Annotated in this window: 19 protein-coding genes and 1 pseudogene; 8 read left to right on the top strand and 12 right to left on the bottom strand. The window is 72.1% G+C overall.

What is annotated here, in order from left to right; translation table 11 throughout:
* Positions 1–44 precede the first annotated feature (44 nt).
* The 4 genes from QFZ58_RS30585 to QFZ58_RS30570 all read right to left on the bottom strand — a co-directional run bounded on the left by QFZ58_RS30585 (position 45) and on the right by QFZ58_RS30570 (position 4,763).
* Positions 45–956 (bottom strand): hypothetical protein, encoded by a 912-nt coding sequence (locus QFZ58_RS30585; RefSeq protein ID WP_307128109.1) that lies wholly within the window; start codon positions 954–956, stop codon positions 45–47.
* Between the two features lie 70 nt (positions 957–1,026).
* Positions 1,027–2,553, bottom strand: a complete 1,527-nt coding sequence (locus QFZ58_RS30580; RefSeq protein WP_307128108.1) for a hypothetical protein — start codon at positions 2,551–2,553, stop codon at positions 1,027–1,029.
* A 159-nt stretch (positions 2,554–2,712) separates the two neighbouring features.
* Positions 2,713–4,131, bottom strand: a complete 1,419-nt coding sequence (locus QFZ58_RS30575; RefSeq protein WP_307128107.1) for a HEAT repeat domain-containing protein — start codon at positions 4,129–4,131, stop codon at positions 2,713–2,715.
* 239 nt (positions 4,132–4,370) lie between these two features.
* Positions 4,371–4,763, bottom strand: a complete 393-nt coding sequence (locus QFZ58_RS30570) for an ankyrin repeat domain-containing protein (RefSeq protein ID WP_307128106.1) — start codon at positions 4,761–4,763, stop codon at positions 4,371–4,373.
* 352 nt (positions 4,764–5,115) lie between these two features.
* Here QFZ58_RS30570 and QFZ58_RS30565 point away from each other — a divergent pair, with 352 nt between their 5' ends.
* Both QFZ58_RS30565 and QFZ58_RS30560 read left to right on the top strand, forming a co-directional pair.
* Positions 5,116–5,310, top strand: coding sequence for a hypothetical protein (locus QFZ58_RS30565; RefSeq protein ID WP_307128105.1), 195 nt, complete (start codon positions 5,116–5,118; stop codon positions 5,308–5,310).
* Positions 5,311–5,348: 38 nt separating this feature from the next.
* The gene (locus QFZ58_RS30560) at positions 5,349–7,031 is read left to right on the top strand and encodes a hypothetical protein (RefSeq protein ID WP_307128104.1); all 1,683 of its coding nucleotides are present in this window, start codon (positions 5,349–5,351) and stop codon (positions 7,029–7,031) included.
* A gap of 11 nt (positions 7,032–7,042) precedes the next feature.
* On the opposite strand, the gene QFZ58_RS30555 is transcribed toward QFZ58_RS30560, so the two are convergent.
* Positions 7,043–8,542: a PLP-dependent aminotransferase family protein gene (locus tag QFZ58_RS30555; RefSeq protein ID WP_307128103.1), complete on the bottom strand. Its 1,500-nt coding sequence runs from the start codon at positions 8,540–8,542 to the stop codon at positions 7,043–7,045.
* Between the two features lie 101 nt (positions 8,543–8,643).
* On the opposite strand from QFZ58_RS30555, the gene QFZ58_RS30550 reads away from it, so the two are divergent.
* The 4 genes from QFZ58_RS30550 to QFZ58_RS30535 all read left to right on the top strand — a co-directional run bounded on the left by QFZ58_RS30550 (position 8,644) and on the right by QFZ58_RS30535 (position 12,123).
* Positions 8,644–9,312, top strand: coding sequence for a YitT family protein (locus tag QFZ58_RS30550; protein WP_307128102.1), 669 nt, complete (start codon positions 8,644–8,646; stop codon positions 9,310–9,312).
* Entirely contained in the window at positions 9,309–10,073 is a 765-nt protein-coding gene (locus QFZ58_RS30545; protein ID WP_307128101.1) for a glycerophosphodiester phosphodiesterase, read from the top strand. Before QFZ58_RS30550 ends, QFZ58_RS30545 begins: the two co-directional genes overlap by 4 nt.
* A 46-nt stretch (positions 10,074–10,119) precedes the next feature.
* On the top strand, positions 10,120–11,484 hold the full coding sequence (locus tag QFZ58_RS30540) for an MFS transporter (protein WP_307128100.1): 1,365 nt from the start codon (positions 10,120–10,122) through the stop codon (positions 11,482–11,484).
* Between the two features lie 264 nt (positions 11,485–11,748).
* A complete protein-coding gene (locus QFZ58_RS30535; RefSeq protein ID WP_014044757.1) occupies positions 11,749–12,123 on the top strand; it encodes an RNA polymerase-binding protein RbpA in 375 nt (124 codons plus the stop codon).
* A gap of 245 nt (positions 12,124–12,368) precedes the next feature.
* Here the strand turns inward: QFZ58_RS30535 and fxsA are convergent, their stop codons facing one another.
* From fxsA to QFZ58_RS30515, 4 genes are all read right to left on the bottom strand, one after another.
* Positions 12,369–12,968 carry an FxsA family membrane protein gene (gene fxsA, locus QFZ58_RS30530; protein ID WP_307128099.1) on the bottom strand — a complete coding sequence of 200 codons (600 nt, stop codon included), beginning with the start codon at positions 12,966–12,968 and terminating at the stop codon, positions 12,369–12,371.
* A gap of 113 nt (positions 12,969–13,081) precedes the next feature.
* Positions 13,082–13,849, bottom strand: coding sequence for a polyprenol monophosphomannose synthase (locus tag QFZ58_RS30525; RefSeq protein ID WP_307128098.1), 768 nt, complete (start codon positions 13,847–13,849; stop codon positions 13,082–13,084).
* A 538-nt stretch (positions 13,850–14,387) separates the two neighbouring features.
* On the bottom strand, positions 14,388–16,028 hold the full coding sequence (locus QFZ58_RS30520; protein WP_307128097.1) for an amidohydrolase: 1,641 nt from the start codon (positions 16,026–16,028) through the stop codon (positions 14,388–14,390).
* Between the two features lie 91 nt (positions 16,029–16,119).
* Positions 16,120–16,560, bottom strand: a complete 441-nt coding sequence (locus tag QFZ58_RS30515) for an Lrp/AsnC family transcriptional regulator (protein ID WP_307128096.1) — start codon at positions 16,558–16,560, stop codon at positions 16,120–16,122.
* A 203-nt stretch (positions 16,561–16,763) separates the two neighbouring features.
* Here QFZ58_RS30515 and QFZ58_RS30510 point away from each other — a divergent pair, with 203 nt between their 5' ends.
* Positions 16,764–17,168: a hypothetical protein gene (locus QFZ58_RS30510; RefSeq protein WP_307128095.1), complete on the top strand. Its 405-nt coding sequence runs from the start codon at positions 16,764–16,766 to the stop codon at positions 17,166–17,168.
* 410 nt (positions 17,169–17,578) lie between these two features.
* On the opposite strand, the gene QFZ58_RS30505 is transcribed toward QFZ58_RS30510, so the two are convergent.
* On the bottom strand, positions 17,579–18,751 hold the full coding sequence (locus QFZ58_RS30505; RefSeq protein WP_307128094.1) for an acyl-CoA dehydrogenase family protein: 1,173 nt from the start codon (positions 18,749–18,751) through the stop codon (positions 17,579–17,581).
* 415 nt (positions 18,752–19,166) lie between these two features.
* Between QFZ58_RS30505 and QFZ58_RS30500 the strand changes: the two are divergent.
* Positions 19,167–19,646 (top strand): annotated as a pseudogene (locus QFZ58_RS30500) (glycosyl hydrolase family 18 protein); the annotation flags it as partial.
* Between the two features lie 135 nt (positions 19,647–19,781).
* On the opposite strand, the gene QFZ58_RS30495 reads toward QFZ58_RS30500, so the two are convergent.
* Positions 19,782–19,940 carry an SCO1431 family membrane protein gene (locus QFZ58_RS30495; RefSeq protein WP_307128093.1) on the bottom strand — a complete coding sequence of 53 codons (159 nt, stop codon included), beginning with the start codon at positions 19,938–19,940 and terminating at the stop codon, positions 19,782–19,784.
* Between the two features lie 544 nt (positions 19,941–20,484).
* Positions 20,485–22,332, bottom strand: coding sequence for a glycoside hydrolase family 15 protein (locus QFZ58_RS30490; RefSeq protein ID WP_307128092.1), 1,848 nt, complete (start codon positions 22,330–22,332; stop codon positions 20,485–20,487).
* Positions 22,333–22,581: the final 249 nt, after the last annotated feature.

Raw genomic sequence — 22,581 nt, 5'->3', positions numbered from 1 at the left:
AGGCAGCGGGGGGTGGCTGCTCTGTCAGCGGGCGCGGGGCGGGATCAGGAGTGGAACGGCAGGCCCGCGTCGGCGGCCAGTTCCAGGCTGTCGGCATCGGGTGGGGGCAGCAGGGTGGCGGAGCCGTCCGTGACCGGGACGACGCCGAGCTCGAGCAGCTCCGCCATGGCGGCGCTGCCCGCCATGTCGCGTACCTGGAGCTGGTAGCGGGGTGTGGTGCGGTACGCGCCGCCCGCGTCGTCCCCGGTGCGCTGGAGGAAGCCCGAGTCGGTGAGGAACGCGACGGCCTTGCCGATGATGCCGGTGGTGGATCCGGCGAGCCGGCGGGCGTCCTTGGTCGCGCCCGTGGCACTGCGGCGGGCGTAGATCCGCCACCCCGACTCCAGTCCGGGGGCGTCGGTGGCCGGGTCGGTGTTGTCGCCCTGTTCCCCGGCGCGCTCCTCCAGACGGTGACAGGCCTGGCGGACGAAGGCGTCCACGCCGTTGACGGTGATGCGGCCGATGTAGGCGTCGTCGGCGAGGTCCTCGGGGCGGGGAAAGGCCATGGCGGCGACGGCCAGGTGGGCGAGGCCGTGCAGGAACCGGTCGGCGGCGTCGGACGAGGCGCGCCGGGCGTAGTCGCCCATGCGCACCGCGAAGACCGAGTCCTCACCGGCGGTCACGGCCATGCCGGCACGGGTGGAGACCTCCAGGACGACGAGTCCGAGCCCGGTGGCGACCGCGTCCGCGAGCCGGGCGAAGGCCGGCTCCTCCCGGTAGCGGCGCAGCAGATCGGCGTAGGTGGCGTCACGCGCGGGCATGAGCTTGGGCTGCAGCCCGAAGGAGACGAGCCGGGCCGCGTCGGCCGCGTCCGCGGGGGTGACCGCGGCGGGAGCGGCCGGCGGTGCGGCGCCGGCCGCGGGCGTGGGGGACGGCTCCTCCCACGCTTGGGTGTGCTCGGCGTACTGCTCGCTCAACTCGGGGACTCCTCGGTACGGGTGGGGCGCTCACGGTGCGACGGGAAGGCGGTGGCCGGCCGGGTGACTGTCACGAGGCGTCCTTCCGGTCCGCGGCCATGCCCGCGGCGTCCAGCAGGGCCGTGCCCACTATCAGGTCGGCGCCGCCGAATTCGACGTCCTCGAGCGGTGTGCCGTCGTCGACGGCGAACAACAGCCGGCGCTCGCCCTGACGGTAGGCGGTGCCGACCGGGGGGCTCGCCGCGTGGACCGCGAGCAGGGCGACGAGATAGGGCAGTTCGGGGTCGCGGAGTCTGGCCTCGGCGAGGAGGCCGGAGAGCCTGCGGGGCGCGTCGTGTTCCAGGTCGAGCAGCTCCATGGCGTTGGCGAGCTGCTCCTCGCTGAACCGGCTGTCGTCCGGGGTGGCGATGAGGTCCGGCTCGGGCATCTCCGCGCCCAGGTGCTCCCGCTCCACCGGGGGCATGAGCAGCATGTCGACGAGGTCGCCGAGGCGGGCCGAGGAGGGGGCGCGCAGTCCGGTGCCGTGGGCGAAGAAGGCGTCGGTGGCCCGGATGGCCTGTTCGACGGGGAGCGGCAGCAGAGGGGCGACGAGCTGTCCGTACAGGTCGAGGCCGACGCGTGCCGTGGGGGCGGCGAACGCCTGCCTGTCCTGTTCGGCGCGGAAGAGCGGTCCGGCCTCCAGCAGTCTGGACTGCAGCTGGGTGTGGCGGCGGATGCAGTCCTTCACGATGTCGACGAGCTCGGCGGCGCGCCTCTTGTTCTCGGGCTCCTCGGCCTCGTCCCTGGCCTTGCGGATGTTGGTGAGGATCGCGTTCTCGTGGCGGTAACGGTCGGCGACGTGGTCCAGCGCCTCGGCGATCATGTCGGGGACGGCGTTGAGCCAGTCGACGGCGCGGACGTTGCGCCGGGTCGCCTCCAGTGTCCTGCGGAGCGTCTCCGCGTACTGCACGGTGCGGTAGCGGGCCTGTTCGGCGGCGAGCTGGGCGTCGGCGAGGCGGCCCCGGCTGACGAGGACCTCCAGCTTCACCTCGGCGGCGATCTGGGCGCTGGTGACGTCCGTGTCCAGCGCGCCGACCAGGACGTTGACCGCCTCGTCGGTGGCCCGGAGGTAGACGGTGCCGCCGTGACCGGGGACTTCCTCGATCAGTTTGAAGTCGTAGTCCCTGCGGACGTAGACGCCGTCCGGTCCGAAGGTGCCGTACACCGCGCGGAATCCGCGGTCCACGCTGCCCACGTTGATCAGGTTCTCCAGGACCCACCGGGCGACCCGTTCGTGTTCGGTGACGGGCCGGCTGGGCGCCTGGGCCGCCACCCGTGGCAGGAGTCTGGCCACTATCTGGTCGTGATCGGCGCCGGTGTCGAAGTCCATGTTGAGCGTGACCAGGTCGATCGCCGCCAGAGCGACTTCGGCCATCGCGTAGACCGTGTACTCGCCGGCGAGATTCGACTTGCGCACGTCGAGATCGTGCAGCGGGGCGGTGCAGGCGAGGGCCCGCAGCCGACGCGAGAGCCCCTCGTCGGCGGCGGGGCCCGGGGCGGGCCTCGGTCCGGCGCTGAGCTGGGGCGCAGCGGTGTCGGTGGCGGCAGGCGAAGTCACGCTGCACAGATTAGGTCCTCGGACCGACAACGGTCGAAACGGCGCAGAAGCGACCGTTGTCCGGAGCGGCTCCGGGACGTGCGGGGCCGTCAGGTGGGTCGTGCGCCACGCGCGGGCGGCGCGTGGCGTCCGGGACGTCGCGCGTCACCGCGCGCCGGGTCAGACGGCGGGTGCGTCCGGGCCGATCCGGCTGCGTACCGCCGTCTGCACCTCGGCTTCCTCGGCCGGGTCGGCGGCGAGCCGCCGAAGGCGCTCGGCGACCCGGATGTCTCCGGTCTCGGCGTGGAGCGCGGCCAGCTCCCGGGTGGTCTCCTCGCAGTCCCAGAGGCACTCGACGGCGAAGCCGGTGGCGAAGGACGGGTCGGTGGTGGCCAGGGCGCGGGCGGCCCGTCCGCGCAGGTGCGAGGAGGAGGTCTCCCGGTAGACGTGGCGCAGTACGGGGGCGGCGCAGGCGATGCCCAGGCGGCCCGTGCCGTCGACGAGGGTCCACAGACGGGTGGTGTCGGGGCCTTCGCCCCGGACGGCCTCGCGCAGCGCGGCGAGGACGAGGGGGGCGTCCTGCGCGGCGCCGCGGCAGGCCAGCACGCCGGCCGCCGACGCTCCCAGCGCGTCGGGGCGCAGGGCCCAGCCCCGGGCACGGCGTACCGCCTCGTCCCCGCACATGCGCTCGAACGCGGCGACGGCCGCGTCGGCGACGGTGCGCGACGGACCGGTGGCGGCCTGTTCGATCAGATCGAGCACGGCGGGGTCCTGGGCCTCGGCCAGATAGTGCAGGGCCGCGGACCGGGCGCCGTCGGAGCCACCGCGCGCCGCTTCGATGATCAGGGGGCGGTCCTCGGCCCCGGCGACGGCGGAGAGGCAGCGGGCTGCCGGTACGTGGAGCCGGCTGCCCCGCTCCAGTCCTTCGTCGGCCCAGTCGAAGACCGCCTGGACACTCCAGCCGGGGCGCGGGCCACCGGGCCGCATCTGCCGCTGCCATCGATCGAAGGAGCCCTGTTCCGTCGCCGCCCTGATCCGGGCGCCGATCTCGGCGCGGGGGTCGTCGGCCCACAGCCGCCAGGGGCGCGGCTCGAAGGCGTCGCGTACCGCCGCCGCCAGTTCGGCCCCGCCCTCCGCCGTGGCGGGGAAACGGCCGAGGACCGGCTCGGCGAGTGAGCGCAGTCCGGCGTCGTCGTCGCGCAGGGCGAGTTCGTCCAGGGCCCAGGCCCAGTTGGCTCCCGTCGCGGCGTAGCGCCGCAGGAGTGCGAGGGCGTCGTCGCGTCCGTAGGAGGCGAGGTGGCCGAGCACGGCGAGCGCGAGGCCCGTGCGGGAGTCGTCGGTGTCGAGGTGGTCCTCGGGGGCCCACAGGTGCCGCTCGATCTCCTCCGTGCCGCCGTCGAGATCGAGGTACAGGCGTGCGTAGTAGAGGGAGCGGTTCTCGACCTGCCAGTCGTGACGCGGATCGCTCAGTACGCAGTGGTTGAGGGCCGCGAGGGCCTCGGGGCGCGGTGCGGCGAGTGCGTGGAGCGTGCCGTCGCCGCGGCCCCTCTGCAGCAGGCCGAGCAGGGTGCCGCTCGGCGCTATGAACGGATCGAACATGGGGGAAAGCCTCACATCAAGCTGTCGACGCGACCGGGACTGTGCTGTTCCGAGTGCCGGGAGGGCACTATGCCGCGCAGCAACATGATCGGCCGACTGCCGTCTTCTGCCTGGTGCTCATCTTCCTCTGCCTCTCGTCGGTGGTCCTGAGCGGACCCGCGACGTCATGATGACCCAGCCATTTCGCCGACGCGACCACATTTACGGCGCACCGGTCAGCCCGCGACCCCGAGCGCGTCTCAGCGGGCACCGAAGAGTTCCAGCAGGTCGTCCTTGCCGAACATGCGCGCGGTGTCCACGGCGGACGGCGTTCCGGCGGCCGGATCGGCCCCTGCGGCGAGCAGGGCGTCGATCACGGTCCGCTCGCCCTTGAAGACGGCTCCGGCGAGCGGGGTCTGCCCCCGGTCGTTGGCCCGGTCGGGGTCGGCGCCGCGACCGGCGAGCGCGCTCACGGCCGGCGCGTGCCCGTGATAGGCGGCGAGCATCAGCAGCGTGTCGCCCCGGTCGTTGGTGAGGTTCGCGGGCACGCCCGCGTCGACGTAGGCGGCGAGCGCATCGGTTTCGCCACGGCGGGCCAGGTCGAAGACCTTGGTCGCCAGTTCGACCACCTCGGGATCGGGGGCTTCGCTCATCGGACGGACCGCCTTCCATGACTGTTGTCGCCGCTGTGGCCCGGCCGCGGTGACCAGGGCGTACCGGCGGGTGGGGGTACGGCGCGAGGCCGTACGAGTGAACCGACAGGGTACTGCTCCGAGGCCGGAGCGGGCGTGCCCGGATGGGGCGGAGGACCACCCCACGCGGCTGCCTTTCGGCGCGGGCGGCCGGGATCCGGGGACGTCGTCGCGCCCGGTGGGACCACTTTTCGCCCGCCGGTCGAGTGAAAACGAGCCCTATTCACCCGATTGCACCTTTTATCGTATAGATACATCTTGTGATGCTGGAAGGACTCATGGTGACTGTCCCCCTCAACCAGGAGAACCGCTCATGATCCTCTCCATCTCGGGCGTGGTACTGCTCGGCATCATCGTCTTCCTGTTCTTCAAGAAGGACGGGCTCAAGGCGTCCCACGCCCTCATCTGCGCCCTGTTCGGCTTCTACCTGGCCGGCACGGCGATCGCGCCGAGCATCACAGCCGGCGGGGCGAGCCTCGCCAGCATGCTGGGCGGGATCAGGTTCTGACGCTCCGCAACCCGTTCCGACCCCTCCAGGAGACCGACGTGGCCCGGCGACCACTCCCCCGCATTCTGCGCAGCGGCAGCGCTTCGATCACTCGCAGTCGCGAGATGGCGCGCACGGCCGCCGACAGCGCCACCGACGTCCTCCATCCGCTGATCACGGTCACCCGGGGTCTGCGGCTGCTGGCAGGAGCAGGACGGCAGAAATGGGCCGTGACACCCAAGGACCGGCGCGGGCACGTGCTGTTCCTGGTCGCGGCCTGTGTCCTCGTGGTGGCGCTCATCCCCTACGGGCCCCTGCTGGCCCTCGTCTCGGTGATGGGCGCCGCCGCCTGGAGGGGGCGGGAACACACCCCCGCGAAGACCCGTCCCGGCGAGGCGGAGGCGGCCCGGCTCCAGGCGCTGTACGAGGCGCTGGTGCCGCACTTCTCCGTCGCCGACGACCCCAGTCCGCTGTTCTCCCACGGCGGCGACTGGGAGGACGCCTTCGGCACGTCGTACGTGTTCGACGGGAGCGGTCGCCTCACACGGCTCCAGGTGAACTACCCCGCCTACTTCACGGACGGCGAGGCCGCCTCGCGCGCCCGCGTCGAACAGGTGCTGCACGCCAAGTCCGGCCGGGGCCGCGAGTACCACTTCGCGTGGAACGAGGAGGGCAACCACCTCCTCATGACGGTGCTCGACGCACTCCCCACCACGATCGCCGCCCAGCGCTTCGTCACCGCTCCCGGGGAGACCGTGCTGGGTTTCACCGACGCCGACGCGGTCCGGCGCACCGTCCCCGTCCGGGACGGCGACAGCACCCGTGACGCCTCGCCTGTGGTCTGGCGTACCGGCGCCCGCTCCACGGAGCCACACCTGCTGGCCGTCGGGCACCCCGGCAGCGGTGCCACGACCCTGGTGCGCTCCCTCGCCCTCCAGGCCCTCCAGCACGGCGACGTCCTCGTCGTCGAGGGCGGCGGCAACGGGGAGTACGGATGCCTCACCGGCCGCGAGGGCGTACTCGCCGTGGAGTGCGGTCTGACCGGGGCCCTCGCGACGCTCGAATGGGCTTCGCACGAGACCGAACGGCGGCTCATCGCCGCCGACCGCGCCCGCCAGGCCGGCCACCCCGAACCCGAGGACATCAGGCGTCCGCTGTGGATCCTGCTGGACCGGCCGAGCGCGCTCGGGCACCTGGCGGCCGCCGACGGCAGGCCCGATCCGCAGGAACTGCTCCGGGTGCCGCTGCGGCACGGGCGGGCCGCGGGTGTGACGGTCGTCGTCGCCGACCACTTCGACGGCCTCGACGCCCTCACGGAGACCGTACGGACCCATACGCGGGCCCGGGTCGTCCTCGGTCCCGCGACCCTCGAAGAGGTCGAAGCGGTCCTCGGCAGCCGGCCGCCCACCACCCCGACCCCGGACGTGCCACCGGGCCGCGGCTACACCAGGCTGGGCGCCGGACCTGTCCTGCGGCTCCAGGTGCCGGCCACCCCGGATCCGTACGACGACGCCACCAGCGAGGCGCACCGGCAGGCGGTGCTCGACCTGCTGCCCGGCGCCCCGTCCCCGGTGGACGAGGGGGCGGCGGAGTCCGACACCGCCCCCGCCGTGGTGGAGCAGACAGCGAAGGAGGTGGACCCCTCCCCCGCCGCGGTCGGGCAGGAGGCCCCGGAGGCCGGCGCCGCCCCGGCCCCGCACGCGGACGCGCTCGTCGCGGCCCGGGCCGCCGCCGAGGGGTGAGGTGCGGGGCCTCAGGCCACGAACGTCCGGGGCGCCTCGGCTCCCGCACTCGCCCCGGACCCCACCAGGGCGGCGGCGGCGGCGAGCCTCAGCGCGGCCTCATCGGCCACCGGGCCCCCCACCGTGAAGGGCAGCCGCACATAGCCCTCGAAGGCGCCGTCGACCCCGAACCGGGGCCCCGACGGGACCCGTACGCCGACCCGCTCCCCCGCCACGGCCAGCCGCGATCCGGAGAGCCCTCCGGTGCGCACCCAGAGGGTGAGGCCGCCGCGCGGGACCTCGAACTCCCACTCCGGAAGCTCCCGGCGCACCGCACGCACCAGGTCGTCCCTGTTCGCCCGGGCCTGCTCGCGCCGGATCGCCACGGCCTGTTCCCAGCCGCCCGTACCCATCAGCCAGTTGATGGCGAGCTGTTCCAGGACCGGGGTCCCCATGTCCGCGTACGCGCGAGCGGCGACGAGGCTGCGAATGACGTCCGGCGCCGCCCGCACCCATCCGATCCGCATTCCGGCCCAGAAGGCCTTGCTCGCCGATCCGACGGTCAGCACCGTGCTGCCCGCCGGGTCGAAGGCGCATACCCTGCGCGGCATCTCGACGTCGGCGTCCAGGTACAGCTCGTTCATGGTCTCGTCGACGACCAGGACCGTTCCGGCGGAGCGTGCGGCCTCGACCAGGGCACGGCGCTGCTGCTCGTCGGCCAGGGCCCCGGTGGGGTTGTGGAAGTCCGCGACGACGTAGGCGAGCCGGGGCGCCGCGTCGCGCAGGACCTGCCGCCAGCGGTTCATGTCCCAGCCGCCGAGGCCTTCCTCCATGGCCACGGGCACGAGCCTGGCTCCCGCCTCGCGCATGAGCTGGAGGATGTTGGCGTAGCTCGGGGACTCCACGGCGATGCGCTCGCCGCGCCCGGCGAAAAGATGGCAGATCGCGTCGATGGCACCCATGGCCCCGGTGGTGACCATGATCTGTTCGGGCATGGTCGGGATGCCGCGTCCGGTGTAGCGGTCGGCGATCGTCTGCCGCAGCGCGGGCAGTCCGGCCGGGTAGTCGCCGTGGGTGTGCGCGTAGGGAGGGAGCTCTTCCAGAGCTCCCTGGACGGCCCGGGTCAGCCAGGGCTCCGGTGCGGGCAGCGAGGCGCAGCCGAGGTCGATCATCGAACCGAGCGACTCCGGGGGCAGGGGCTCCAGGCCGCGGGCGGGCAGCGGGTTGCCCGCCGGGACCGCCGTCCAGCTGCCGGCGCCGCGCCGGGACTCCAGGAAGCCCTCGGCCCGCAGCGCCTCGTAGGCGGCGGCGACGGTGGTGCGGCTGAACGACAGGGCGAGCGCGAGTTCCCGTTCGGCGGGGAGCCGGGCGGCCACCGGTACCCGGCCCTCCAGGACCAGCAGGCGCACACCGTCGGCGAGCGCGCGGTAGGCGGGCGGCTTCCGGCCGCCCGGGGCCGCGGGCCGGGGCTGCTGCGCCTGGAGCTGGCGGGCGAGCTGCCCAGCGCCGACGGTCGAAGTCCACTGCGCCATGGAAATCAGTCCACCTTCCTCGGATTGGCCATAGTTGGATGCCAATCCCCCGCCACAGAGTGACATGCAGCAGTCCACCACCACCACGCAGGGGGCACCACTTGTCCGATACCACCGTTCCGAGCGGGGCCCGCCTCCCCCGGCGGCTGAGTTGTCTGTACGCGGGCCTGGCTCTGTACGGGGCGAGCTCGGCGCTCCTGGTGCGGGCCGGACTCGGACTCGAACCGTGGGGCGTGCTGCATCAAGGGCTCGCCGAGCGGACCGGCGTCTCCATCGGTGTCGTCTCGATCGTGGTCGGGGCGGTCGTCCTGCTCCTGTGGATCCCGATCAGGCAGCGCCCGGGGCTGGGGACCGTCTCCAACGTGTTCGCCGTCGGCATCGCCATGGACGCAACGCTCGCCCTCGTGCCCGCTGTGCACGGGCTCGCCGCACAGGTTCCGCTCATGGTCGCGGGCATCGTCCTGAACGGCGTCGCCACGGGCCTGTACATCTCGGCCCGTTTCGGTCCGGGGCCGCGCGACGGGCTGATGACCGGTCTGCACCGGCTCACCGGACGCTCCGTCAGGCTCGTGCGTACGGCGATCGAGGTGGCCGTCGTGGTGACCGGGTTCCTCCTCGGCGGTTCGCTCGGAGCCGGCACCGTGCTGTACGCCCTGGCCATCGGACCGCTCGCCCAGTTCTTCCTGCGCGTCTTCGCCCTCCCCGTGCCGGGCGGCCGTGCCGCCGACGCTGCGCCCCGCCCGGAGCGGGGGGCCATACTTCCGCAGTGACTTCTGGACGCCACCCCTATCTGGACCATCCGTCGACCCTGGCCTTCGCCCATCGCGGCGGGGCGGCGGACGGGATGGAGAACACGGCAGCCGCCTTCAGGCGGGCGGCCGGTGTGGGTTACCGCTACTTCGAGACCGATGTCCACACCACGGCGGACGGCCGCCTGGTCGCGTTCCACGACCCGACCCTGGACCGGGTGACGGACTCCCGGGGCCGCATCGCCGATCTGCCGTGGAGCGAGGTGAGCCGGGCGAGGGTGGCGGGCAGCGAACCGCTGCCGCTGTTCGAGGAGCTGCTGGAGGAGTTCCCCGAGGCCCGCTGGAACGTGGACGTCAAGGCCGGCCCCGCCCTGGTCCCCCTCGTCGAGCTGATCCGCAGGACCGGCGCCTGGGACCGGGTGTGCGTGGGCTCGTTCTCGGAGGCGAGGGTGGCCAGGGCGCACCGCCTCGCGGGCCCCCGCCTGGCCACGTCCTACGGGGTGCTCGGGGTGCTCGGTCTGCGGCTGCGTTCGTTCGGTATTCCGGCGGCGCTGCGCGCGGGGGCGGTGTGCGCCCAGGTCCCGGAGCTCCAGAACGGCATCCGGGTGGTCGACCGCGCTTTCGTCCGTACGGCGCACGCGCGCGGCCTGCAGGTCCATGTCTGGACGGTCAACGAACCGGAACGGATGGCGGCCCTCCTCGACCTCGGGGTGGATGGCATCATGACCGATCACATCGAGACGCTGCGCACGGTCCTGAGCGAGCGGGGCGCGTGGTCCTGACGCCGGCCCCGCCGCGTCCGCAGCGGGCGAGCGAGGGGGGTGCGGTGTGAGCACCGGTACCGCGGGAACGGCCGGTCCGGAGCAGCGGCCGGCGGAGGAGGCCGGCCGCAGGCGTGAGCAGCGCGGCTGGTACTTCTACGACTTCGCCTGCTCCGTCTACTCCACGAGCGTGCTCACGGTCTTCCTCGGCCCCTATCTGACGGCGACAGCCAAGGCCGCCGCCGACGCGGACGGCTTCGTGCATCCGTTCGGCATACCCGTGCGGGCAGGATCGCTCTTCCCCTACGCCGTCTCCGTGTCCGTGGTGGTGGCGGTGCTGCTGATGCCGCTGGCGGGCGCGGCGGCGGACCGCTCGGGGCGCAAGAAGCCCCTGCTCGCGGTGGCCGCGTATGTGGGCGCGACGGCGACGGCCTGCATGTTCTTCCTGGACGGACAGCGCTATCTGCTGGGCGCGTTCCTGCTCGTCGTGGCGAACGCGTCGCTCTCCGTCTCGATGGTGCTGTACAACGCCTACCTGCCGCAGATCGCCACGCCGGAGGAACGCGACGCGGTCTCCTCGCGCGGCTGGGCCTTCGGCTACACCTCGGGCGCGCTCGTCCTCGTCCTGAACCTCGTCCTCTACACGGGCCACGACTCCTTCGGCCTCTCGGAGTCCGACGCGGTCCGGATCTGTCTCGCCTCGGCCGGTGTGTGGTGGGGGGCCTTCACGGTCGTGCCGCTGCGCAGGCTGCGCGACCGCCGGGCGGACCCGGGGGCCGAGGGTGCGGTGGGTTCGGGCCCGCGCCAGCTGATGGCGACCTTGCGCGACATGCGCCGCCACCCACTGACGCTCTCCTTCCTGCTCGCCTATCTGGTCTACAACGACGGCATCCAGACGGTGATCTCCCAGGCATCGGTGTACGGCTCGGAGGAGCTCGGCCTCGACCAGACGACGCTGATCACCGCGGTGCTGCTCGTCCAGGTGCTCGCGGTGGCCGGAGCTCTCGGCATGGGACGGCTCGCCCGGCTGCACGGCGCGAAGCGCACGATCCTCGCCTCGCTGGCCGTCTGGACCCTGATCCTCGCGGCCGCCTACGTGCTGCCCGCCGGCGCGCCCGTGTTCTTCTACACCCTGGCGGCCGCGATCGGCCTGGTCCTGGGCGGCAGCCAGGCGCTCTCACGCTCGCTGTTCTCGCACCTGGTACCGCGGGGGAAGGAGGCGGAGTACTTCTCGGCGTACGAGATGAGCGACCGGGGACTCAGCTGGCTGGGGCCCCTGGTCTTCGGTCTGGCCTACCAGCTCACCGGAAGCTACCGGGATGCGATCCTGTCCCTGGTGATCTTCTTCGCGCTCGGTTCCGTGCTGCTGGCGCGGGTGCCCGTACGGGCCGCTGTGGCCGCCGCGGGCAATCCCGTTCCGGCCAGGATTTAGGCGTTGAAGTGAAAGGCCGGTAGTGTACGCCTTTGGCCTGCCCGGAGGACCGTTACTGCGAGTGGAAGAAGCCGAACCCTTGGGTGACAACTTCGACCACAGGTGACAAACCGGGCACCGGTGGGTACTCAACCCAGACACAGCAGCGGCACGACGGGCGACGCATGACCGGCAACGGGAATCTTTATCGCCGACCGGACGTTGACCGGATGACGACGACAGCGACACCTGTCCTGTGGGCGACAAGCCCGGGAGGCACGATTCATGAGTGAGCGAGCTCTCCGCGGCACGCGACTCGTGGTTACCAGCTACGAGACGGACCGCGGCATCGATCTGGCCCCGCGCCAGGCGGTGGAGTACGCATGCCCGAACGGACATCGTTTTGAGATGCCGTTCTCGGTAGAGGCGGAAATTCCGCCGGAGTGGGAGTGCAAGGCGTGCGGCGCCACGGCACTCCTGGTGGACGGGGATGGCCCCGAGGAGAAGAAGGGCAAGCCTGCGCGTACGCACTGGGACATGCTCATGGAGCGGCGCACCCGCGAGGAGCTGGAGGAGGTGCTGGCCGAGAGGCTGGCGGTTCTGCGCTCCGGCGCCATGAACATTGCCGTGCACCCGCGGGACAGCAGGAAGTCTGCCTGACCGCGCACACCGCACAGATCAAGAGCCGCGGGCCGTGACACAGAACATGTGTCACGGCCCGCGGCTCTTTCCGTTCCGTTCCCGCCCGCATGTGTCCCGTCGTCCCGCGCAGGTGCGGGTCCAGGACAGGTCCGCGTCACACAGGCGTCCGGCCCCGCCCGAGTGCCGGCTGGGCGGGCTTCCGGCCCCGCAGGTCCGGTCCCACCCGGGTGCCGGCTGCGCCCGGTTCACGCGCGCGCAGGCGCTCAGGGGGCCAGCGGTGGGCGGGGCCCCGCCGGGCCTTCTTCGGGGCGGTGGGGAGCCTGCGTGCCGTCCTCGTGGACGACCTCGCCCTGTACGACCTTTCCGTCGGGCCGGCGCATACGGGCCTGCTGGAAGGCCTCCGAGAGGGTCCCCGGCGTCGCCGCCCGCATCCGGCTCTCCAGGGAGCGCTCCGCGAACCGGCCGAGCAGCGAGCGGACGGGAGGCAGCAGGAGCAGAAGCCCCGCCACGTCGGAGATCATGCCGGGGATCATCAGGAGAAGGCCGCCCAGCATCAGGAAGCCGTTGCCCTTGCTGCCGGCCGGGGCCGCGGCCGGATCGGCGGACGCACCGGGCTGCCCCGGCATCTGCTGCAGGGTCTCGGACAGGTTCCGGAAGGCCCGCCGCCCCGCCCGCTTGATCACCGCGGCACCGAGCACGGCCCCGGCCACCAGGATCAGCAGCACGGTGAAGCCGCTCGCCGCGTCGGCCACCACGGTCAGCAGCCAGATCTCCAGTGCCAGCCAGGCGGCGAGGCCGAGCGGCAGGAAGGTACGGGCGCGTGAGCGCCGTGGACGGTTCTGAGGCGGTGTGCCGGTCGTCATGCACCCAGTGTGCCTGTCAGAGCGTGCACGCCGCACAAGGGGGTGATCATGGGACCGCTCGTCCGGGACGCCGGAGCGCGGCTCCGGCGGGCTCCCGGGGCCCCGTGGAGAACTCAGGCGTTCTTGCGGCCCAGCATCTTGTTCGCCCGGCCGGTGATGCCCCAGCCGGTGACCCGCCAGAGGGCCTCGACGAGGATGTCGCGGCTCATCTTGGAGTCACCGATCTCCCGTTCCATGAAGGTGATCGGCACCTCGACGACGTGGTACCCCGCCTCGACCGCCCGCCGGGCCAGGTCGACCTGGAAGCAGTAGCCCTGCGAGGCGACCTCGTCGAGGCCGAGCCCCTCCAGGGTCGGGGTGCGGAACGCCCGGTAGCCGCCGGTCACGTCACGGACCGAGAGGCCGAGCAGCATCCGGGAGTAGAGGCTGCCGCCGCGGGAGATCATCTCGCGGTGCTTCGGCCAGTTGACCACCCGGCCACCGGGCACCCAGCGCGAACCGAGGACCAGATCGGCGCCCTTGAGCGCGGTGAGGAGCCGGGGAAGCTCCTCGGGCTGGTGGGAGCCGTCCGCGTCCATCTCGACCAGGACCCCGTAGCCGTGCTCGGTGCCCCAGCGGAACCCCGCCAGATAGGCGGCGCCGAGTCCTTCCTTGCCCTCCCGGTGCAGTACGTGCACGCGACTGTCGGCCGCCGCGAGCTCGTCGGCGACCTTGCCGGTGCCGTCGGGGCTGTTGTCGTCGGCGACCAGGACGTCCGCTTCCGGAACGGCGGCGCGCACCCGGGCGACGATCAGCTTGACGTTCTCGGCCTCGTTGTAGGTCGGAATGATCACCAAGACTCTGCCGAGCGGGCCGAACTGCCTCTGACCGCCGTCGTTCACTACTGCCCCTTAAAGTCCGTACGCAGGTGCACACCATATCCAGCGCATCGCCACCGAACTCCTGCGCGGTCACGAGCCGGCACCTCAGGCGCAGCCGCCGGACCGGACAGAAGGACGGAACTACGGACAGATCTGCGGGTCGGGGCCCGGCGTCCTTCGGGCCGACCTGGGACCCGCTGGCTGCGGGTCGACCGAAAGCCGTTGTCTACTGAACCTCCGGGCCCCACCCGGGTCGCACCTGCCGTCCGGACGAAACCTCCCCTCGCCCCCGAGGCGCGGGCGCTGAACCTGGCTGTCAGTGGTGGTGCGCCGGTGCGGCACACCACCCCATGACCCAGCGGCGTTCGACGACTGCGTGGAGATTCGGCCGGTCGGACGTCCAGTGGTGGACCCGGCCGAACCTACCGGCCGGTGGGCGCTTCCTGTCAACAGCCGTTCGACCTGCGCCTTTCGCTCAAAGTGCCAGGTCAGTGCCCGGGCCGCACGGGTCACCCCGGAGTACGCCCGCCTTCGATCGGCGGTACGGAGGATACGGACGTCACTCGTTCGGCCTGACGTAGACGGTTCGTCCGAGGACCACTGTGCGCAGACAGACCGGAAGCTCCGCCCCCGGGGTGAGGTCCGGCAGGCCTGGGGTGCCCGAGCGGGGGTCGGTGGACCAGCGTGAGACCCGGTCGTCGGGCGCCTGCACCACCAGTTCGCCTGTCCGCCAGACGGCGTAGTCGGCGGGGGCGCCCGGGACGAGGACACCCGCGTCGTCGCGCCCGACGGCCCGCCAGCCGCCCCGGGTGTGGGCGGTGAAGCCGGCCCGCACGGAGACGCGGTGCTCCGGCGTCCGGTGGAACGCCGCCGCCCGCACCGTCCCCCACGGGTCCGGCGGCGTGACAGGACTGTCCGAGCCGAAGGCGAGGGGCACACCGGCCCGCAGGAGTGCCGCGTACGGGTTCAGAGTCGCGGCCCGCTCCGCACCCAGCCGTCGGGCGTACATGCCTTCCGGGCCGCCCCAGGCCGCGTCGAAGGCGGGCTGCACGGAGGCGGTGAGACCGAGTTCGGCGAATGCGGCGATGGTCTCGGGGGTGAGCATCTCGGCGTGTTCCACCCGGTGGCGCGCGGCGCGGACGCGTGCGAGCCCGAGGGTCTCGGACGCGGCCCGCACACCGGCGACGACGGCGTGGACAGCCGCGTCGCCGATGGCGTGGAAGCCTGCCTGCAGACCCGCTTCGGTGCAGGCCGTGACGTGTGCGGCAATCTGTGCCGCGTCCAGGTGGGCGGTGCCGCTGTGCGGCGCGTCGGCGTACGGCTCCTGCAGGAAGGCCGTGTGCGAGCCCAGGGAGCCGTCGACGAAGAGGTCACCGGCGGCGCCGACGGCCCCGAGCTCACGGATGCGGCGGGCACCCTTCCCGTCCGCGATCCGCTCGGCCCAGTAACCGAAGACCCGGGGGCCCGGCTGCTCGGCGGCGAGCTTCAGCAGCCCGGTGAAGTCCTCCTCGTCGGAGATGTCGGGGCCGGCGCACTCGTGCACGGTCCCGATGCCGAGTGAAGCCGCGTGCGCGAGGGCCGCGCGCTGCGCGTCGGCACGCTGGAGCGGTGTGACGGCGCCGTGGGCCGCGGAGCGCACCGCGTGGTGGGCGGCGCCGGTCAGGGGGCCGTCGGGGTGGTAGCCGGGCAGCGTCGTGACGCCGGGGACGAGGTCCAGGAGGGCCGTCGTGACCACGGCGGAGTGGACGTCCACCCGGGGCAGGTAGACCGGCCGGCCACCGGCGGCCTCGTCCAGTTCCGCGCGCGAGGGGGGCCGCTGCTCGGGCCAGCGCGTCGCGTCCCAACCGTGTCCGAGGACGACCCGCTGCGCGGCGTGGCCGTTCGCGTACGCACGTACGAGGCCCAGGGTTTCGGCGAGGGTGCGCGCGCCGGAGAGGTCCAGCCCGGTGAGGGCGAGTCCGGTCGAGGTGGTGTGGACGTGGGAGTCGGTGAAGGCAGGGGTGACCAGCGCCCCTTCCAGGTCGATCACCTCGTCCACGCCACCGGCGAAGGCGTCGGCCGCCCCTTCCGACCCGACCCAGGCGACATGGCCGCGGTCGACGACCATCGCGGTCGCGAACGGGTCGGCGGGGCTGTGGACGTCTCCACCGCGCAGCAGCACGGTGCGGTGTTCGCTCTGGAGGGCGGTGCTCTCGGTCATGGGACCAGTCTCGCGCCTGCCCGGAGCGTCTCCGCCCGCGCCCCCTCCCGCGCGCCCGCCGCTACCTCGGACAGGCGACCGCCCGGATACCTCAGATGCGCGGCGGACGTGCCTCGTAGGGGGTCGAGAGGACGACGGTCGTACGGGTGGAGACGCCTGCCAGCGAACGGATGCGGGTCAGCAGGTGCTCCAGCTCCAGGGGGCTGGAGACCCGTACCTTGAGGATGTAGTTCTCGTCGCCGGCGACACTGTGGCAGGCCTCGAGCTCCGGCACGCCGGCGAGCCGTTCGGCGATGTCGTCGGGGGCGCTCGGGTCGAAGGGTTTCACCGAGATGAACGCGGTGAGGGGCAGGCCGACGGCCTCGGGGTCGACGACCGCGGCGTAGCCGCGGATCACCCCGCGCTGCTCCAGCCTGCGGACGCGCTGATGAACGGCCGACGTGGACAGGCCCGTGGCCTTGCCCAGGTCGGTGTAGCTCATCCGCCCGTCCTTGACGAGCAACTCCACGATCTGACGGTCCAGCTCCTCCATGCGGATCAACCTATGGCCCCGGGTGCCTCCAGGCACAGCCGCAGGAGCTCCGGAAGTGCACGTACGAGGGGCATGTGACCAATACCACAAGTTTACCGTTCGGTAGCCGACGGCCTCGCGATTACCGCCGGGCCCTCACGGGAAGTGCTTGCTGTGGCCGAGGCCGTGGCGCCTGGCCGGCCCATCCGAGGGGGGAACATCCCATGCAGAGCATCGAGCTCACCGGACGTACCGAACCGGAGCCCGTCGAGTACGCCGCCGACGAGGACTCCGCTGCCGACGCGTACGACACGTTCGAGATGTACCGGGTGATCTGCCCGGACTGCGCGCAGCCGATCGCCCTGCTGGCGGACGAGGACGTCCTGCCGGAACACGCGCTGTGCCCCACGCCGTGGAATCCGTTCGTCCTCACCGTGTGCGCCGGGACGAGCCGTTCGGCCGCCGAGGCCCGTCCGGCCGACGAGTCGCCGGAGGTCCAGGAGCAGGAGACGGCGCTGCTCCTGACGCTTCCCCAGGGACTCGACTGGCGGATGCAGCCCTTCTCGCACGCCGGCGGGCCCGGCTCGCGGCCCCTGCGCGTACCGCCGGTCCGGCGGCAGGCGGCCTGAGGCCTCCGCCCCGGAAGAGGCGTCCTCCCCGCGCCGCGCCTGCCGGTGCGGTGCGGGCAGTCACCACTCCCGGCCGGTGACCGCGGCACCCGAGGAACGGGCGCGCGAATCGGCCGGACAGTGACCAGGAGCCCGGTCCCGGCGTTGGCCCGGTATGACCACGCCGCATTCGACGGCCGGCCCCGCTCGCCGCCCTCTCACCGCTCCGGCATCGGAAGATTCGGTTCCCCAGCCCGGCACGGCGGCCGGCCGGGCACCGCGGCAGTCGCCGCCGTTCACGACCGATCCACCCATCTACCGGGCCCTGCTGCGCCGTTGGGAGAGCACGGGACGGACTCTGCCGGGCCGTCATGACCAGGAGTGGAACCGGATCATGACGACACCCGTGTGGTCGGACCGGCCCCTGGGGGTCAGCGCGTCTCGGGACCTGCGAGGTGGCGGGCGATGACCATACGCTGGATCTGGTTGGTGCCCTCGACGATCTGCAGCACCTTGGCCTCGCGCATCAGCCGCTCGACGGGGAAGTCGAGGGTGTACCCGTAGCCTCCCAGCACCTGGACCGCGTCGGTGGTCACCCGCATGGCCGCGTCGGTGCAGAAGAGCTTGGCCATCGCGGCCTGCCGTGAGAACGGCAGGCCGGCGTCGCGGCGCCGTGCCGCCTCGAGGTAGAGCGCCCGGCCGGCCTCGATCTGGGTGGCCATGTCGGCGAGCATGAAACGCAGCCCCTGGAAGTCGGCGACGGGCCGGCCGAACTGGCGCCTTCCGGTGGCGTATGCGACGGCCTCGTCCAGGGCTGCCCTGGCGACGCCGATGGCGCAGGCTGCGATGCCCAGCCGCCCCGAGTCGAGGGCGGACAGGGCGATGGCGAAGCCCTGCCCCTCGTCCCCGATGCGGCGGTCCCCGCCGACGCGTACACCGTCGAAGTGCATCTGGGCGGTGGGCGAGCCCTTCATGCCCATCTTCTTCTCCGGTACTGCGGCACCGAGGCCCTCGGCGTCACCGGGTACGAGGAACGCCGTGATGCCGTGCGGGCCCTCCGCCCCGGTGCGGGCCAGGACCGTGTAGAAGTCGGCGATGCCGCCGTGTGTGATCCAGGCCTTGGTGCCGGTCAGGACCCAGTCGTCACCGTCCCGTACGGCCTTCGTGCGCAGCGAGGCGGCGTCGGAGCCCGAGGACGGCTCGGAGAGGCAGTAGGCGCCCAGCAGTCCGCCCGCGAGCATCGACGGGAGGTGTGCGGCGCGTTGCTCCTCGGTGCCGTATCCGGCGAGCGCGTGGCAGGCCAGCGAGTGGACGCTGACGCCGAGGCCGACGGTGAGCCGGGCGGCGGCCAGCTCTTCGAGCACCTGGAGGTAGACCTCGTACGGCTGGTCGCCGCCTCCGTACGCGGAGTCGTACGGCAGTCCGAGGAGACCGGATTCGGAGAGCAGGGTGAAGACAGCGCGCGGGAATTGCCCCGCTTCCTCCTCCTCGGCCGCCCGGGGCGCGATCTCCTTGGACACGATGTCGCGGACGAGCTCGACGAGCTGCCGGGACTCCTCGGTGGGCAGGCGGCGTTCCACCGGCTGCGGGGCACGGTCGGACATGACGGCGCTCTCCTCCCTGTCGGGCGTTGCGGCAGTCGCACGCGCGGGGTGTGCGCGGCGCCGCCGGGTGGTCCCGGGCCTCGCCCGGAAAGGTATGGCTCCCCAGCCGATCCTGCCCTGCTCGGATCACGAGAGGCGCTGGCCAGCGGCTGTGGCGGGTCGAGTATGCCCGATCGGAGCGCCCCCGTCACCGGGTGCGAGGAGCACGTCGGTCAGGGACATCGGTCCGCACCACTGACCCAACTGGTCCGATCCTTCTGCGATCTGCCTCGCGCTTGATCGAGTCCATGCCGAGCGAGGCGGACCGATCGGTCACCCCCCGCACCATTCGCCCTCTCCCACGAGGACCCGCCCTGACCGGATGTCACCGCCCCGGCGCCCGCCTCCGGGCGTCCGCCGCGACCGCCTGTACCGCGACCTGTTCGCCTCGGCGATCACCGCCGACGGGTCGGACGGCGGCGGGGTCGACGCCGTGGGCTGCGCGCGGGCGGCGAAGTACGTCGACTGGCACAACCCGATGACGTACGACTTCTTCGGCGCGCTCCGGTGTGTTCCCGGCGAAGGGGCCGACGGCCCCGTACTCGCCGCTGACCTCCTACCTGGGCGTGCCGGCCGAGGACTTCACGAGTGACGCGGCGGTCCGAGATTCGTGGGGCTCGGCATCCCGCCGGAGTAGCTGCTGCTGGGCATCGGCTTCTCCGGGCGCGGCTGGAGCGGTGTCACACAGCTCTGAGCCGGACAGCACGGCGACCGGGGCGGTCCGGGCACCTGCGGAGGCCGGCATCGAGGCCACAAGGACCGGAAGGCCCTGAAGAGCAGCTGTCCGGTCACCGGCACCGCGGCCGGCACCGTGTGGGCCCACCGCGGGACCGACCGGTGGGGCTACGACACCCCGGCGGGCCATCAACCGGACCGCGCGGGGTACACGCACGACAGGGCGGGTGCGCGGTCCCCGGGTGGGGCCGTCAGAGGCGGGGTGCCGGGCGGGCGCCCCGCCTCTCCTCCTCCTGGGAGGTACCGGCGTCCGCCGTCACATGAGCCCGGCCTGGGTGACGAACATGGCGAGGACGACGACCAGCGTCCAGCCCAGGATGTGTTCCAGCAGCTTGGGCCCGTCCTCGGGGCCGCCGGTGCGGGCTCGGCGGGCGTGGCGGGCGTTGCTCAGGATCTCGGCGGCAGTCGCGGTCATGGCATCTCGCTCGGTGTTCGGCAGTGGAAGTCCCCCGTGACCCGACCACAGTGCCAGCGGGGACGGCCCGTGCGGTAGAGATCCAGGTCACTGCGGGCCCGGCGCCCGGAGGCGCGTGAGCGGCCCCGATGCCCGTGGCCGTAAGGAATCCGGAGGGAACGGACCGGTGCGGCGGGGAGCCGGCTGTGCCGGACGCCACACCCGCGCCGCCGCACTTACGCCCCCCACACCCGCGCCCCCGCAGCGGTGAGGCGACCCGCAGGCCGCCTCACCGCTGCCGCACAGGTGTCACCGCAGGACGGTCGGGACTGCTGCCGTCAGTGCGTCGGGGCAGCCGTGGGACCTTGCGTCCGGACGCGAGGCCTCACGCGGTCACGTCAGGCCGAGCGACCGTAGGACGAGGTGCCGGCCGGAGAGGGGTCAGCAGGCCAGCAGGGGTAACAGACCCCTCCCGTGCCACTCCTGACCCCCGTTGGCGTCGTAGCGCTTCGTGCGCGAACCCGGCCTCTGGCCGGGTCAAGTCCACCACCTTTACCAGGAGTCCTTAAGTCCCGCTCCTGCGCGCCCCGTTGAGCTTCGCGTCCAAGGTGATCGCCGCATCGATCAGGGCCAGGTGGGTGAAAGCCTGTGGGAAATTGCCCAGTTGCCTCCCCGTCAGGCCGATTTCCTCGGAGTACAGACCCAGGTGATTGGCGTAGGTGAGCATCTTCTCCAGCACCAGCCTCGCCTGGTCGGTGCGTCCGGCTCGTGCCAGGGCGTCGACGTACATGAACGTGCACAGGGAGAAGGTCCCCTCGCTGCCTCGCAACCCGTCCGGTGACGCCTCGGGGTTGTAGCGGTAGACCAGGCTGTCACTGACCAACTCATGCTCCATGGCGTCCAACGTGGACTTCCACATCGGATCATCGGGTGTGATGAAGCCGACCGTCGGCATGCGCAACAGCGACGAGTCGAGCACATCGTCGCCGTAGTGCTGGACGAACGCCTGCTTCCTCGGGTCCCATCCCCGGCTGAGTACCTGCGCGTAAATCTCGTCACGCGCGTCCACCCAGCGGCCACGCGCGGCGGGGCGGCCGTCGTCGTACGCGATCCGAAGGGCACGGTCGAAGGCCACCCAGGACATCACGCGCCCGTAGGTGAAGTCCTTCCGGCCGCCGCGGGTCTCCCACAGCCCTTCTCCGGGCTGGTCCCAGTGGTCCACCAGCCAGTCGAGAAGAGTGTGCAGCGCGGTCCAGCCTCTGTGGTCGAGGTGCATGCCGTGCCGATGCGCGAAGTAGATGCTGTCGAGCGCCTCACCGTAGATGTCCAGTTGCCGCTGGGTCGCTGCTCCGTTGCCGATACGCACCGGAGCGGAGCCGCAGTATCCCTCCCAATGCTCCAGGGTTTCCTCGACCATGTCGGACGAGCCGTCGACCCGGTACATGATGTTCAGCGGCCCCGCGCCGTCGCCTTGGCCGGCCTCTTCCTTCACACGATCGTGCAGCCAGCTGTTGAACGCCGCCGCCTCTTCCTTGAATCCCATGCCCAGCAGGGCGTACACCGAGAACGACGCGTCACGGATCCAGGTGAACCGATAGTCCCAGTTGCGCTCTCCCCCCAGCTGTTCCGGCAGAGCAGCCGTGGGGGCGGCGACCAGAGCGCCGGTCGGCGCGTAGGTCATGAGCTTCAGAGTCACGGCTGAACGCTCCACCGCTTCCCGCCAACGGCCCGTGTAGGTGGACTGCCCCAGCCAGGAGCGCCAGAAGAGGACCGTCTCATCGAAGAACTGCTCGAACTCCGCTCCGCGGACCTCGTGCGGCGGCCCGCCAGGGGACGACTCCAGGACCAGCCCACGCTGCTGCCCCGCCTGCAGGGTCAGAGTGAAGCGCAGGTCGTTGTCACCGGAGAGAATGCTCAGCAGCCGCTCGTCCTGCGGCTCACGGACGGCGTGGACAGCGAGGTCCATATCCTGCGAAGTGAACAAGGCCCCGTGCTCCGTGATGTGCAGTTCGTGCGGCTTGCGGCCGTAGTCGAACCGGGGAGCGATTTCCCCCTCGAACGTCATGCTCCCCCGGACACAGCGCAGCATGCGGACCAGACGGTGCCGGTCCGTTGCCGTCGTGCCGGTCACCGGCATGAAGTCGACGACCTCGCCCGCCCCGGCTTCGGTCATGAAACGCGTCACCAGCACGGCGGTGTCCGGGTGGTAGAGCTGCTTGGTGGTGTACGTGTCCGCAGCCGGCCTGACGGTGAAGTGGCCGCCCTTCCGCCGGTCGAGCAGGGCGCCGAAGATGCTGGGCGAATCGAAGCGCGGGCAGCAGAACCAATCGATCGTCGCGTCGGTCGTCACGAGCGCCGCGGTCTGCAGATCCCCGATAAGGCCATGGTTCTCGATCAGGGGGTATTCATCCATCTTGATCCCCTTTCGGTCCCGAATCACCAGCCTAGGGCAACAGGAACTTCTCGTCCCTCCGGGACGCCCTCGGGCGCCCCGCACGGCCCTCACACGTTCCGGCCGATCCGGCGGAGACCGTAGTCTCTGCGCGTGGTGGGTATGCAGCCGGACGGGGCGGTACGAGGGCCGGGTCGGCCCCGGGAGGAACGGGTCACCGGCGCCGCCCTGGATGCGGTGGTCGAGCTGGTCACCGAGCAGGGGATCGGA

This window comes from Streptomyces sp. B1I3 (assembly GCF_030816615.1).
In the GTDB taxonomy this organism is placed as follows: Bacteria; Actinomycetota; Actinomycetes; order Streptomycetales; family Streptomycetaceae; genus Streptomyces.
Note: the sequence above shows the minus strand (reverse complement) of the source record. Positions and strands in the feature narration are given on the sequence as shown.